The organism is Pseudomonas sp. BSw22131, from assembly GCF_026810445.1.
GTDB lineage: Bacteria > Pseudomonadota > Gammaproteobacteria > Pseudomonadales > Pseudomonadaceae > Aquipseudomonas > Aquipseudomonas huanghezhanensis.
Map to the genome: position 1 here is coordinate 149,242 of NZ_CP113949.1, position 13,165 is coordinate 162,406.

Annotated in this window: 11 protein-coding genes; 8 read left to right on the forward strand and 3 right to left on the reverse strand. The window is 58.7% G+C overall.

Annotation, left to right across the window (positions count from 1 at the left end; translation table 11 throughout):
• Nucleotides 1-83: 83 nt before the first annotated feature.
• Nucleotides 84-485 carry an acyl-CoA thioesterase gene (locus OYW20_RS00580; protein ID WP_268798815.1) on the reverse strand — a complete coding sequence of 134 codons (402 nt, stop codon included), beginning with the start codon at nucleotides 483-485 and terminating at the stop codon, nucleotides 84-86.
• A gap of 381 nt (nucleotides 486-866) precedes the next feature.
• Between OYW20_RS00580 and OYW20_RS00585 the strand changes: the two genes are divergently transcribed.
• The 7 genes from OYW20_RS00585 (at nucleotide 867) to OYW20_RS00615 (ending at nucleotide 10,348) form a co-directional block, all read left to right on the forward strand.
• The gene (locus OYW20_RS00585) at nucleotides 867-2,159 is read left to right on the forward strand and encodes an MFS transporter (RefSeq protein ID WP_268798816.1); all 1,293 of its coding nucleotides are present in this window, start codon (nucleotides 867-869) and stop codon (nucleotides 2,157-2,159) included.
• A 173-nt stretch (nucleotides 2,160-2,332) separates the two neighbouring features.
• Nucleotides 2,333-3,334: a phosphate ABC transporter substrate-binding protein PstS family protein gene (locus OYW20_RS00590; RefSeq protein ID WP_268798817.1), complete on the forward strand. Its 1,002-nt coding sequence runs from the start codon at nucleotides 2,333-2,335 to the stop codon at nucleotides 3,332-3,334.
• Nucleotides 3,335-3,501: 167 nt separating this feature from the next.
• Nucleotides 3,502-5,787 (forward strand): ABC transporter permease subunit, encoded by a 2,286-nt coding sequence (locus OYW20_RS00595; protein ID WP_268798818.1) that lies wholly within the window; start codon nucleotides 3,502-3,504, stop codon nucleotides 5,785-5,787.
• Nucleotides 5,788-5,800: 13 nt separating this feature from the next.
• Nucleotides 5,801-7,471, forward strand: coding sequence for a phosphate ABC transporter permease PstA (gene pstA, locus OYW20_RS00600; protein ID WP_268798819.1), 1,671 nt, complete (start codon nucleotides 5,801-5,803; stop codon nucleotides 7,469-7,471).
• 152 nt (nucleotides 7,472-7,623) lie between these two features.
• Entirely contained in the window at nucleotides 7,624-8,457 is an 834-nt protein-coding gene (gene pstB, locus OYW20_RS00605) for a phosphate ABC transporter ATP-binding protein PstB (RefSeq protein ID WP_268798820.1), read from the forward strand.
• Between the two features lie 67 nt (nucleotides 8,458-8,524).
• Entirely contained in the window at nucleotides 8,525-9,283 is a 759-nt protein-coding gene (gene phoU, locus OYW20_RS00610; RefSeq protein ID WP_268798821.1) for a phosphate signaling complex protein PhoU, read from the forward strand.
• 171 nt (nucleotides 9,284-9,454) lie between these two features.
• A complete protein-coding gene (locus tag OYW20_RS00615) occupies nucleotides 9,455-10,348 on the forward strand; it encodes a response regulator (protein WP_268798822.1) in 894 nt (297 codons plus the stop codon).
• Between the two features lie 138 nt (nucleotides 10,349-10,486).
• Here OYW20_RS00615 and OYW20_RS00620 read toward each other — a convergent pair whose 3' ends face one another.
• Entirely contained in the window at nucleotides 10,487-10,654 is a 168-nt protein-coding gene (locus OYW20_RS00620) for a hypothetical protein (RefSeq protein WP_268798823.1), read from the reverse strand.
• A gap of 30 nt (nucleotides 10,655-10,684) precedes the next feature.
• On the opposite strand from OYW20_RS00620, the gene OYW20_RS00625 reads away from it, so the two are divergent.
• Nucleotides 10,685-11,587, forward strand: coding sequence for a peptidoglycan DD-metalloendopeptidase family protein (locus tag OYW20_RS00625; RefSeq protein ID WP_268798824.1), 903 nt, complete (start codon nucleotides 10,685-10,687; stop codon nucleotides 11,585-11,587).
• A gap of 209 nt (nucleotides 11,588-11,796) precedes the next feature.
• Here OYW20_RS00625 and OYW20_RS00630 read toward each other — a convergent pair whose 3' ends face one another.
• The gene (locus OYW20_RS00630; protein WP_268798825.1) at nucleotides 11,797-13,137 is read right to left on the reverse strand and encodes a hemolysin family protein; all 1,341 of its coding nucleotides are present in this window, start codon (nucleotides 13,135-13,137) and stop codon (nucleotides 11,797-11,799) included.
• Between the last annotated feature and the right edge of the window lie 28 nt (nucleotides 13,138-13,165).

Below are 13,165 nucleotides of genomic sequence, written 5' to 3' on the forward strand. Positions count from 1 at the left end.
GGCAGTGACTGAATCAGACTCCGCCAAGCTTGATCAGTTTGCCGCGCAATGCCAAGCGCCAAGAAGCCACCTATCGCGACGTGTCAGCGGCGAGCCGGTACCGAACGGGTGCGGCCGCTGCCATCGATAGCCACGAACACGAACACAGCCTCGGTGACCTTGCGCCACTCGCTGGACAGCGGGTCGTCACTCCAGACTTCGACCATCATCTGGATTGAGCTGCGGCCGATTTCCAGCGTCTGCGTGTAGAACGACAGTTGAGCCCCCACCGCCACGGGTACCAGAAACGCCATCCGGTCGATGGACACAGTTGCCACGCGTCCGGCTGCGACCTTGCTTGCCATCGCGGTGCCGGCGAGGTCCATCTGTGCCACCAGCCAGCCACCAAAGATATCGCCGAAACCATTGGTTTCGCGGGGGAGGGCGGTGATTTGCAAGGCGAGATCGCCCTGCGGAATTGGATCTTCTTGTTCGAGCTCGATCATGCCTGTGCCTCTAACCCACGACTCTCAAAGCCTTGGATACATTGAAAAAGGGAAACTCTGCGAAATCGACTTGGGTAAATGCTTTCGCACAACTTCCCTGCGCTGACCGGGGCGCAACTGCGGCCGGGGAGTATATCGGGCGACGCCTTCAGCTACGACCTTCCGGTTCTCATTTTGACCGGCTGATGTTTCTATCTATGTGTATTTAGAAACAATTTGCTATCGTGCCGGACCGATCTGGCCCACCACGCCACTTCTGGCACGCAATTTTGATGCCCGATTGCACAGTCGAGTCGATAAAACGCGTGCGGTGCCGTTATCCCCGGCCTTCGTCGCTATTGATCATTCGCCTCAACCGAGCCTCAAGAGAGAAGCCTTTTCATGTCCTCTGTGCCCTCAAGTGCTGCGCACCCTTCGCGCCCACTGACCCGTAACGATTACAAAACCCTGTCGCTGTCTGCCTTGGGCGGTGCGCTGGAGTTTTACGACTTCATCATTTTCGTGTTCTTCGCGGCCGTGGTCGGCAAGCTGTTTTTCCCCGTGGACATGCCCGAATGGCTGCGTTTGATGCAGACGTTTGGCATCTTCGCTGCCGGTTATCTGGCGCGGCCGGTTGGCGGCATCGTGATGGCGCATTTTGGCGATCTGCTGGGCCGCAAGAAAATGTTCACGCTGAGCATTTTCCTGATGGCGGTGCCGACGCTGATCATGGGTCTGCTGCCCACGTACGCTCAGATAGGCATCTGGGCACCGCTTTTGCTTTTGCTGATGCGCGTGATTCAAGGCGCCGCAATCGGTGGCGAAGTACCGGGCGCCTGGGTATTCGTTTCCGAACACGTTCCCGCACGTAACGTCGGTTACGCTTGCGGCACACTCACGGCCGGTCTGACCGCGGGCATTTTGCTCGGTTCGCTGGTCGCTACTGCCATCAATAGCGTCTATAGCCCGATTGAAGTGTCGGACTACGCCTGGCGCATTCCCTTCCTGCTCGGTGGCGTGTTTGGACTGATGTCGGTTTACCTGCGCCGCTGGCTGCACGAAACTCCTGTATTTGCTGAGTTGCAGTTGCGTAAGGCACTGGCTGACGAAGTCCCGCTCAAGGCCGTGCTGCGTGATCATCGCGGCGCTGTTGTGCTGTCTATGGCGTTGACGTGGTTGCTGTCGGCAGGTGTCGTGGTGGTCATTCTTATGACCCCGACCATTTTGCAAACGGTCTACGGGTTCAGTCCTGCCGTGGCCCTCAAGGCTAACAGCCTCGCCATCGTGATGCTGACGCTCGGTTGCATCATCGCCGGCGCGGCGGCTGATCGTTTCGGCGCAGGCCTGGTTTTTCTGATCGGCTCGATGTGCCTGCTGGTCAGTTCCTGGACGTTCTATCACACGGTCGGCGCATACCCTGACTGGCTGTATCCGCTGTACGCCGTTACCGGCCTGTTTGTCGGCACCATCGGCGCGGTGCCGTTCGTGATGGTCAAAGCCTTCCCGCCGGTGGTGCGGTTTTCCGGGCTGTCGTTCTCATACAACCTGGCGTACGCGATCTTTGGCGGGCTCACCCCGATGGTCGTGACTTTCATGCTCAAGGCCAACCCCATGGGGCCGTCGTGGTACGTGGCAGTCTTGTGCGCGTTGGGGATGGGCATTGGAGTTTATTTGCTGATGAGAAAGCCTACCTGACCGGTATCCTTTTTACGGTCCGGAGTAGCGCCGCCTATCAGTATCCAAGACGCCACGCAGGCCGTTACCCGATCGGGCAACGGCCTTTCATCTTTTTGTCATATTCCGTTCATAGAGTAGTCATGCGGCCGCTGTTCTCAGGTCGCTTTTCCAAGCCTTGCCCGGAGCCCTGTATGACACTCTCCCGTTTGATGACTGCGATGACGCTGGTTGCGGCCAGCGTTGCCACTGCCAATGTGGTCGCGGCGGTTGATCCGGCTATCAAGCCTTACGTCAAAACCAGTGGCGTGTCGGGCAATCTGTCCAGCGTGGGCTCCGACACCTTGGCCAACTTGATGACCATGTGGGCTGAGGCCTACAAAAAAGAATACCCAACCGTGAACATCCAGATTCAGGCTGCGGGCTCTTCCACGGCGCCGCCTGCATTGACCGAGGGCACGGCGACCATCGGACCCATGAGTCGCAAGATGAAAGACGGTGAGCTTTCTGCGTTCGAGCAGAAGCACGGCTACAAGCCTACAGCGATCCCGGTGGCAGTCGATGCGCTGGCCGTGTTCGTGCACAAAGACAACCCGATCAAAGGCCTGACCCTGCAGCAAGTGGACGCGATTTTTTCGGCGACACGTTTGTGCGGTGCCAAAGCGGACGCCAAGACCTGGGGCGATGTCGGCGTCACGGGGGATCTGGCGGGCAAGTCGATCCAGATGTTTGGGCGTAATTCGGTGTCGGGTACGTACGGTTATTTCAAAGAAGAAGCGCTGTGCAAAGGTGATTTCAAGGCCAACGTCAACGAGCAGCCTGGGTCCGCGTCTGTGGTCAGCTCAATCAGCAGTTCATTGAACGGCATTGGTTACTCGGGCATTGGTTACAAAACGTCCAGCGTTCGCACTGTTCCGCTTGCCAAAAAAGAAGGCGCGGCGTTCGTGGAAGACAATGAGGTGAATGCTCTCAATGGCACATACCCTCTGGCGCGGTTCCTTTATGTGTACGTCAACAAGGCGCCCAACAAGCCGCTGGCGCCACTGGAAGCTGAGTTCATCCGTCTGATTCTGTCAAAACAAGGTCAGGAAGTTGTCATGAAAGACGGTTACATTCCCCTACCAGCCAAGGTGGTTTCCAAGGCCCTTGGTGATCTGGGACTACAAGAAGGTGCTGCGGGCGTCGCAGCTAAATAACCCCGATGTGGCGCGAGTAATCGCCCCACTCATGAATAACAAGCAGGCCTTATGGATCGAGGCTCGCCACACAAGCATCAGTCCGCTGCCACGGTCCAAGGGCGGCGGGCTTTTTTGCGTCACCGCTCTGTAATGTTTTTGTCATACAGGACCGCTAGGGTGTGCGCATGAATGATCTGGCCAATTCATCGATGACCGAAAAATCTCCGCCCGAGCGCATTGATTTCAATACGCCGGAGCTGCAACGCAAGCGCCGTATGCGTGCGTTCAAAGACCGACTGACCCGCTGGTATGTACTGGTTGGCGGTCTTGCAGTATTGGCCGCGATCACCCTCATTTTTTTCTATCTGGCTTACGTCGTTGCGCCGCTGTTTCAGGGTGCGGACCTCACCACCAAGGCCGTTCAAACCCCTGCCTGGATGCAAGACGCGGGCAACCCGATGATCCTCACCATCGAGGAGCAGAATCAGGTCGGCCTGCGGGTATCGGACAAAGGCGAGGCGCTGTTCTTCAGTCTCGATGACGGCACCGAACTCAAGCGCGTGGTGTTGCCCGTGCCGTCGGGCGTGCGCGTGACGTCGGTCGGTCAGGACCAGCCTGGCAAACCATTACTGGCGGTGGGGCTTTCCAATGGCGGCGTGCTGGTGTTCAGGCATGCGTATGCCGTCACCTATCCCGGCAACAAGAAAACCATCACCCCGGCCATCACCTATCCCTATGGCGAGACCCCGCTGGCGCTGGATGAACAAGGGCGCGCCATTGAGCACGTCAACCTCAATGCGACCGATTCGACTTTGATTCTCGCGGGCTCGACCGGTACGCAGTTGCATGTTCTTTCGCTAAGCCATACAGAAAACCTGATGACCGGCGAAACCACTCAGGAACAGAGCCGCATCGAGCTGCCGCAATTGTCTGCGGACGTTAAAGCGATCTATGTCGATCCGCGCCAACAATGGCTGTACGTGATAAATGGCCGTGCCCAGGCAGACGTGTTCGACTTGCGCGACCGCACCCTCAACGGGCGCTACAAACTCCTTGAAGATGGCAACGCCCAAATCACCGCCAGCACACAGCTGGTCGGCGGGATCTCGCTGGTGATCGGCAACTCCCGGGGCGTCATCGCTCAGTGGTTCATGGCCCGTGACACCGACGGCGAGCAGCGTTTGCAGCACATTCGCGACTTCAAAATGGGCGGTGCGCCGATTACTCAGATCACCGCCGAGCAGCGTCGCAAGGGCTTCATCGCGATGGACGCTTCGGGCAAGCTCGGGGTCTTCCACAGCACCGCGCACCGCACGCTTCTGGTTGACCAGGTCACCGAGGGGCCGGGTGTGATCGGCCTGTCGCCACGTGCTGATCGAGTGGTGGTCGAGCAGGGCGGTAAATTGCTGCCGCTGACGTTGAAGAACCCGCACCCCGAAGTGTCGTGGAGCGCCCTGTGGAGCAAGGTCTGGTACGAGAACTACGACTCGCCGCAGTACGTGTGGCAATCAACGGCGTCCAACAGTGAGTTCGAGCCCAAACTGAGTCTGGCGCCGCTCACGTATGGCACGCTCAAAGCGGCGTTCTATGCCATGTTGCTGGCCGCGCCGTTGGCCATCGCGGCTGCGATCTACACCGCCTACTTCATGGCCCCCGGTATGCGGCGCAAGGTCAAGCCTGTGATTGAACTGATGGAGGCGATGCCTACGGTGATCCTCGGGTTCATCGCCGGGCTGTTCCTCGCGCCCTATCTGGAGGCGCATTTGCCAGGCATTTTCAGCCTGTTGATATTCACCCCGTTCGGCATCCTGCTGGCCGGCTACCTGTGGACCCGACTGCCTGACTCGATCCGCCTGCGCGTGCCGGACGGTTGGGAAAGTGCGATCCTGATTCCGGTCGTTCTTTTGATCGGCTGGGCGTCGCTGGGTATGAGTTCGCACATGGAAAACTGGTTTTTCGGTGGTGACATGCGCTCCTGGATTACCAACGATCTGGGTATTACCTACGACCAGCGCAACGCGCTTGTGGTCGGCCTGGCGATGGGTTTTGCAGTCATCCCCAATATCTATTCCATTGCTGAAGATGCCGTGTTCAGCGTGCCGCGCGGGCTGACACTCGGCTCGCTGGCGCTGGGCGCGACGCCTTGGCAAACCCTCACCCGTGCGGTGATCCTGACCGCCAGCCCGGGCATCTTCTCGGCACTGATGATCGGCATGGGCCGTGCGGTGGGCGAAACCATGATCGTGCTGATGGCCACCGGTAATACTCCGATCATGAACATGAATCTGTTTGAAGGCATGCGCACCCTGGCGGCCAACGTCGCAGTCGAGATGCCGGAGTCCGAAGTGGGAGGCAGTCACTATCGAGTGTTGTTCCTCGCCGCGTTGGTGCTACTGATGTTCACCTTCGCCATGAACACCTTGGCAGAGCTGATCCGTCAGCGCCTGCGCAAGAAATACTCGTCTCTCTAAGGAAGGTAAGTTCGTGAAGCAGAACTCCCTCAAGAGCTGGTTCAAAAGCGGCGCCCCTGGCGTCTGGCTGAGCGCGGGTGCGGTGTCGGTTGCCGTGATCATGACGCTGGGCCTGCTGCTGGTGATTGCGGTGCGAGGGCTCGGGCATTTCTGGCCAGCCGATCTGATTGCTGCGCAGTACGACGTGCCGAATCAGCAAAGCAACGTGCTGGTGGGCGAGTTGGTGCAGTCCGAGCGTGTGCCTCGCGCAAGACTCAAGGGCGCCGGATTGCCGGTGCCTGATAACGGACCGGAGTTCATGACCCGCGACCTGTTCAAGGTCGGTAATCGCGATATAGGCGCCAGCGATTTCACGTGGGTGGTCGAGGAATGGCTGACAGACAAGCGCAAGCCCGCCGAACTGATGACCCTTGAGCGCCGCGAATGGGGAAACTTTTACGGCTATCTGGTTAACGTGAAAGAAAACGGCAAGGTTGTGGCCGAAGGCGAGGCCGCGTGGCCGACGCTGCAGGCGCGTATCGCGCGGGTTGAAAAGCTTGCCGATGAACTGGACAGCCTGGAGAAGGGCGACATCGGCGCGATCAACCATGGCATCGAGCGTCTGCGCTTGCAGGCGCGCAAGCTGGAGCTCGAAGGTAATTACGACGCGGCAGCACAGGCCGACATCGCCAGCGAGCGGGCCGAGTACGACGCACGCTACAAAGAGATCGAGTCCCGGCTGGGCAAACTTCACGAGGCCTTTAACCGCGACAGCCTGACTGCGCGCGATGCCAATGGCAAAGAAGTCGAGATCAGCATTGGCAAGGTCGTTCACGCCTACCAGCCCAATGCGATGAGTACGTTCACCAAGCTTGGGTTCTATTTCCAGAAGCTGTGGGAATTCCTCAGCGAAGACCCGCGTGAAGCCAACACTGAAGGGGGAATCTTCCCGGCCATCTTCGGTACGGTGATGATGACCCTGATCATGGCCGTGATCGTCACCCCGTTCGGTGTGCTGGCAGCGGTTTATTTGCGTGAGTACGCGCGTCAGGGACCGATGACCCGCCTGATCCGTATCGCCGTGAATAACCTCGCAGGCGTCCCGGCTATCGTTTACGGCGTGTTCGGTCTGGGCTTTTTTGTTTACGTGCTCGGTGGCTCGCTGGATCAGCTGTTCTTCTCGCAAGCTTTGCCGGCGCCGACCTTTGGTACGCCTGGCCTGCTCTGGGCTTCGTTGACTCTGGCGCTGCTCGCCGTGCCGGTGGTGATCGTGGCCACCGAGGAAGGGCTGGCACGCATTCCGCTTACTCTGCGCGAAGGCTCGTTGGCGCTGGGCGCAACCAAGGCTGAGACGCTGTGGAAGATTGTCTTGCCCATGGCCAGCCCGGCGATGATGACCGGCCTGATCCTGGCTGTTGCGCGTGCGGCGGGTGAAGTGGCGCCACTGATGCTGGTGGGCGTGGTGAAGATGGCGCCATCGTTGCCGGTGAATGGCAACTTCCCGTATCTGCACCTGGACCAGAAAATCATGCACTTGGGTTTTCATATTTACGACGTCGGGTTCCAGAGCCCGAACGTCGAAGCGGCGCGACCGCTGGTGTACGCAACGGCGCTGCTGCTGGTGCTGGTGATCGCTTTGCTGAACCTGGCGGCAGTAACGCTGCGTAACCATCTGCGCGAGAAATACAAGGCGTTGGACATTTGATGAGCTTCAAGCTTCAAGCTTCAAGCTAAAAGCTACAAGCTACAAGCTACAAGCTACAAGCTACAAGCTACAAGCGGAAGGCCAAAGCCAGCCGCAGTTTTTTTACTTGCGGCTTGCAGCTTAAAGCTTGCAGCTACGAACGGAGTGAGCTCATGCCACAAAATCCTCCCGCCCACGGCATCAACATGTCGGCGCTGGGCCGCAAGCGACAAAGCCTGGACCTGGCGAGTGAGCCCGTGGCCCTCGAAGTTCCGGGTTTGAGCCTGTTCTACAACGACAAGCAGGCGTTGTTCGACATCAGCATGAACATCCCCAAGCAACGGGTGACGGCGTTCATCGGGCCGTCGGGCTGTGGCAAGTCGACGTTGCTGCGCACCTTCAATCGCATGAACGATCTGGTCGATGGCTGTCGTGTACAGGGCGCGATCAATCTGGACGGCCACGACATCTACACCAAGGGCGAGGACGTCGCCGAGCTGCGTCGTCGCGTCGGTATGGTTTTTCAAAAACCCAACCCGTTTCCCAAGACCATCTACGAGAACGTGGTCTACGGCCTGCGGATTCAGGGGATCAATAAAAAGCGCATGCTCGACGAGGCTGTCGAGTGGGCCTTGCGCGGCGCGGCGTTATGGGACGAGGTCAAAGACCGTCTTCATGAGTCCGCGCTGGGCCTTTCGGGTGGTCAGCAGCAACGTCTGGTGATTGCCCGCACTATCGCCGTCGAGCCTGAAGTACTGCTGCTAGATGAGCCGTGTTCGGCACTTGACCCGATTTCGACCCTCAAAGTCGAAGAACTGATCTACGAACTGAAATCCAAATACACCATTGTGATCGTTACCCACAACATGCAGCAGGCGGCGCGTGTATCGGATTACACCGCCTTCATGTACATGGGCAAGCTGGTCGAGTTCGGTGACACCGATACGTTGTTCACCAATCCGACCAAGAAACAGACTGAAGACTACATAACCGGTCGTTACGGCTAGCACTTAGTTCGTCAGTCAGCCCTGAACCACCGCAGCGGTCTCGCAACTCATCGGACGGACATTGAGCATGATCAAAGACAGCCACACACATCACATCTCCCAGCAGTTCAATGCCGAGCTTGAAGAAGTTCGCAGCCACTTGCTGGAAATGGGCGGCCTGGTAGAAAAGCAGGTCAACGACGCAGTTACCGCACTGATCGACGCCGACTCAGGTCTGGCGCAGCGCGTGCGTGAAGTCGACGACCGCATCAATCAGATGGAGCGCAACATCGACGAGGAGTGCCTGCGCATTCTGGCTCGCCGTCAGCCTGCCGCATCCGACCTGCGTTTGATCATCAGCATCTCCAAGTCAGTCATCGATCTGGAACGCATCGGCGACGAATCGACCAAAATCGCCCGTCGCGCGATTCAGTTGTGCGAAGAGGGTGAGTCCCCGCGCGGCTACGTGGAAGTGCGACACATCGGTGATCAGGTGCGCAGCATGGTGCGTGACGCGTTGGATTCGTTTGCGCGATTCGACGCTGATCTGGCGCTGTCTGTCGCTCAATACGACAAAACCATTGACCGCGAATACAAAACTGCTCTGCGCGAGCTGGTCACCTACATGATGGAAGATCCGCGTTCGATCTCCCGTGTATTGAACGTGATCTGGGTACTGCGTTCTCTCGAGCGTATTGGCGACCATGCGCGTAATATCTCTGAATTGGTCATCTATCTGGTGCGCGGCACTGACGTGCGTCACCTGGGCCTCAAGCGCATGCAGGAAGAAGTTAAGGGCCGCATTGCCGAAACTCCTAATGTTCCGGACGCACCTGACGATAAATAAGACTGCCTGCGAGAAAACGCCCGGCACACGCCGGGCGTTTTCGTTTTCCGGTTTTCAATCGTCAAGTCGCCCGCGAACAATATGTCCCGGTGTCGTCAAACAGTTTGGCAGTTGGCTTAGCGGCCAGCGATATGCTCGCCATTTGGGGTGAACACGCCATCAGGAGCGTCGATGAGTAAAGTCAGTGTTTTGGTGGTGGATGACGCGCCATTCATTCGTGATCTCGTAAAAAAAGGGCTGCGTAATGCCTTCCCGGGCGTTCAGCTGGAAGACGCAGTCAATGGCCGTAAAGCCCAGTTGCTGTTGACCCGCGAGGTGTTCGACCTGGTGCTGTGCGACTGGGAAATGCCAGAGATGTCAGGCCTTGAACTGCTGACGTGGTGCCGTCAGCAGGACAACCTGAAGACCATGCCCTTCATCATGGTCACCAGCCGAGGTGACAAGGAAAACGTGATTCAGGCGATCCAGGCCGGCGTTTCCGATTTCATCGGCAAGCCGTTTACCAATGAGCAGTTATTGACCAAGGTCAAAAAGGCGCTGCACAAGGTAGGCAAGCTGGAGGCGCTGATGACCGGTGCGCCGGCGCGCATGACGTCTGCGTTTGGCAATGACTCGTTGGGCGCGCTGACGGGTAATCGTCCGGAAGTGGTGACCACCTCGGCTTCGCCTGCACCTGCTCAGCCGTCGATCAGGCCTGCCGCACCCGTTGCGCCGTCGCCTGAGCCGAAGGGGCGCGGGCAAGGGCAACTGCGCTTGCCGAGCGGCACACAGCCGTGTGTCATCAAGGCGCTGACGCTCAAGGAAGCGCTGCTGCTGGTACGTCGCGGCGATATCTTGCCGCAGATCCTGGAAACGGCGGTGCTCGATCTGGAACAAGGTGAAAACGCCGAGGTCGCACGCCTGAATGGCTACCTGCATGCCATCGCCGCGTTCGAGCAGAAGCCCGACAGCGACTGGCTGCAAGTGACCTTTCGCTTCGTCGATCAGGACGCTCAGAAGATGGACTACCTGTCCCGTCTGATCGCACGCGGCACCGCGCAGAAGCACTTTATTCCCGGCGCTTGAAGGCCCGCCGGCCATCGCTTTTCTGCAGGAGTGAATTTATTCGCGAGGCGCCGGGGCTGATTCAGCCCATGACGCCGCTTCGCCAACAAGTTGGCTCCTACAGAGGGGTTGGAGTGCTGCTGGTCTGTAGGCGCGAATTCATTCGCGTGGCGTCAGTGCGGCTCCGACGAAACGCTGTAAGGGGTGCATAGAAATTGCAAATCCCAGCGCATCTGCCGCTGACGCGATTTCCTTGACGCTTGGTGTGTTGCCGATTGATACGGATGAGTCCTCATCAATCGGCATCGCTGTTAGTCTGGCCGTCATTCGCCCATCTCCCTGAACAGACGTATTCCGATGCTCGAGCGCTTGCTGATCTTATGTGCTTTGCTGCTGACCGCCCAATCGGCATGTGCGTTCACGATCTATAAATACACCGATGCCAACGGCGTTGTGTCGTTTACCGATCATGCAGTACCGGGCGCGGCGGTGCTCAAGTTGCGTGAGCGCATGGTCGAACGGATCGATCGGCAAGTGCGTCTGAACGTCAAGAAAGACAAGGGCGTCGACAACCTCTACGTGCGCAATGACCTTTACGCGCCAGTGGAAGTCGAGCTGAAACTGGCCGGGGTCAAAAATGTGCTCGGCGTTGCCGATCAGGTCATCCGCCGCACTGTTCCTGCACGCAGCACCGAGCGCCTGATCGCCTTGAGCCCCAAACAGGCTGGAATGGCCATGAGCTACAAGCCAAGCCTGCGCTCCATCGTCGGCGACCCACAACGCAGCTCGGGCTCGCTGGCTTATCGTTATCCGTTGCCATGGGTGGGCGGCCCGTTTCGTTTGAGTCAGGGCCCTAACGGTGCATACAGCCATTTTGGCGCCAAGAGCCGCTACGCCATGGACATCGCCATGCCCGAGGGCACGCAGATCATTGCGGCGCGGGGCGGTACCGTGATCAAGACTGAAAACAGCCAGAGCGGCAGAGGCGCCAACCCTTCAGGCAATTTCGTGAGGGTGTTGCATGACGACGGCACCATGGGCGTCTACCTGCACCTGATGCAGGGCTCGGTGGTGGTCAAGGAAGGGCAGCACGTGGTGGTGGGCAGTGCGTTGGGGCGTTCGGGCAACACCGGTAACAGCACCGGCCCGCACCTGCATTTTGTGGTGCAGCGCAACGTCGGGCTGGCGCTGGAGTCGATTCCCTACGAGTTTGCCCAACCGGTGCAGAGCCTGCCGAACTTTGCAGTGGGCGGGAATTGAAAGACTGAGTGACGCTTCTGCGCGGAGGGCGTGGGAGCTCGGCTTGCCAGCGATGGGCTGCGCGGCGGCCCCAAAACCTTGCAACGCGGTTTGCCTGACACACCGCACTCACAGATTTTACTTCCGCTGCGCGGCAGATCGCCTGCAAGCATGGCTCCCACGGCCTCCGTCCAGAATCAACGGCGACCGGATTGCTCGGGGGCGTGGCATCAATCCAGCTTCAACACCTTGGCCAGAACGATTTTCGGGCCTTTCATCTTTTTGATGATGATGCGCAGGCCTTCGACTTCCATCACTTCCTCTTCTTCAGGCACCCGCTTGAGGCTGTCATAGATAAGCCCCGCCAGCGTTTCGGCCTCTACATGATCCAGATCGATGCCCAGCAGGCGTTCGATCTTGAACAACGGCGTGTCGCCCCGCACCAGCAGTTTGCCTGGCTGATACGCGAGGATGCCGCGCTCGGCCTTACGGTGTTCGTCCTGAATGTCGCCGACCAACACTTCAAGTACGTCTTCCATGGTCAGGTAACCGATGACCTTGCCGTCGGCTTCTTCGACCAGCGCAAAGTGCGCGCCGCCCTGGCGGAACTGCTCCAGCAAGCGGGACAGCGGCATGTGCTTGGACACGCGCTCCAGCGGCCGGGTCAGCTCGGCGAGGTTGAACGACTCAGGCATGTGATCCAGCGCGGCCAGCTCAAGCAGCAAGTCCTTGATGTGCAACAGACCGACAAACTCCTCCCGCTCCGCGTCGTATACCGGATATCGGCTGAATTTATGCCGACGAAACAGCGCCATGATTTCCTTGAGCGGCGCGTTGCAATCCAGCGTCACCAGGTCTTCCCGGGAGTTGGCCCAGTCGACCACTTCCAGCTCGCCCATCTCCACGGCAGACGCCAGTACGCGCATGCCCTGATCACTTGGGTCCTGACCACGGCTGGAGTGCAGAATCAACTTGAGCTCTTCACGGCTGTAATGATGCTCGTGATGCGGGCCGGGCTCGCCCTGGCCTGCAACCCGCAGAATGCCGTTGGCGCTGGCATTGAGCAGGTAAATGGCCGGGTACATCGCCCAATAGAAGAGGTACAGCGGCACTGCGGTCCACAGCGACAGCAATTCCGGTTTGCGGATCGCCCATGACTTGGGTGCCAGTTCACCGACCACGATGTGCAGGTACGAGATCATGAAGAACGCAGAGAAGAACGAAATCCCCTTCACCACTTCAGGCGACTCCACTCCGACGGCTTCAAGCAAAGGTGCGAGCAAGTGCGCAAATGCGGGCTCGCCGACCCAGCCCAGGCCGAGCGACGCCAAAGTAATACCCAGCTGGCAGGCAGACAGGTAAGCGTCAAGCTGGCTGTGTACGGTGCGCAGAATCCGGCCTCTCCAGCCATTTTTCTCTGCGATGGATTCAACCCGCGTCGAGCGCAGTTTGACCATCGCGAACTCGGCAGCAACGAAAAAGCCGTTGAGCAGTACCAGAATCATTGCGAAAAGAATCATGCCGAAGTCGGCAAACAGGGAGGAGGCGCTTAAAGCAGGGGAAGGGTCCATGATGGAGTTTTGCGGGTTCCGTGTGATC

Excerpts from the sequence above, each read along its gene's own strand:
- OYW20_RS00580 (WP_268798815.1), bottom strand. The coding sequence starts at position 485 with ATGATCGAGCTCGAACAAGAAGATCCAATTCCGCAGGGCGATCTCGCC.
- OYW20_RS00585 (WP_268798816.1), top strand. The coding sequence starts at position 867 with ATGTCCTCTGTGCCCTCAAGTGCTGCGCACCCTTCGCGCCCACTGACC.
- OYW20_RS00590 (WP_268798817.1), top strand. The coding sequence starts at position 2,333 with ATGACACTCTCCCGTTTGATGACTGCGATGACGCTGGTTGCGGCCAGC.
- OYW20_RS00595 (WP_268798818.1), top strand. The coding sequence starts at position 3,502 with ATGAATGATCTGGCCAATTCATCGATGACCGAAAAATCTCCGCCCGAG.
- pstB (WP_268798820.1), top strand. The coding sequence starts at position 7,624 with ATGCCACAAAATCCTCCCGCCCACGGCATCAACATGTCGGCGCTGGGC.
- phoU (WP_268798821.1), top strand. The coding sequence starts at position 8,525 with ATGATCAAAGACAGCCACACACATCACATCTCCCAGCAGTTCAATGCC.
- OYW20_RS00615 (WP_268798822.1), top strand. The coding sequence starts at position 9,455 with ATGAGTAAAGTCAGTGTTTTGGTGGTGGATGACGCGCCATTCATTCGT.
- OYW20_RS00620 (WP_268798823.1), bottom strand. The coding sequence starts at position 10,654 with ATGACGGCCAGACTAACAGCGATGCCGATTGATGAGGACTCATCCGTA.
- OYW20_RS00625 (WP_268798824.1), top strand. The coding sequence starts at position 10,685 with ATGCTCGAGCGCTTGCTGATCTTATGTGCTTTGCTGCTGACCGCCCAA.
- OYW20_RS00630 (WP_268798825.1), bottom strand. The coding sequence starts at position 13,137 with ATGGACCCTTCCCCTGCTTTAAGCGCCTCCTCCCTGTTTGCCGACTTC.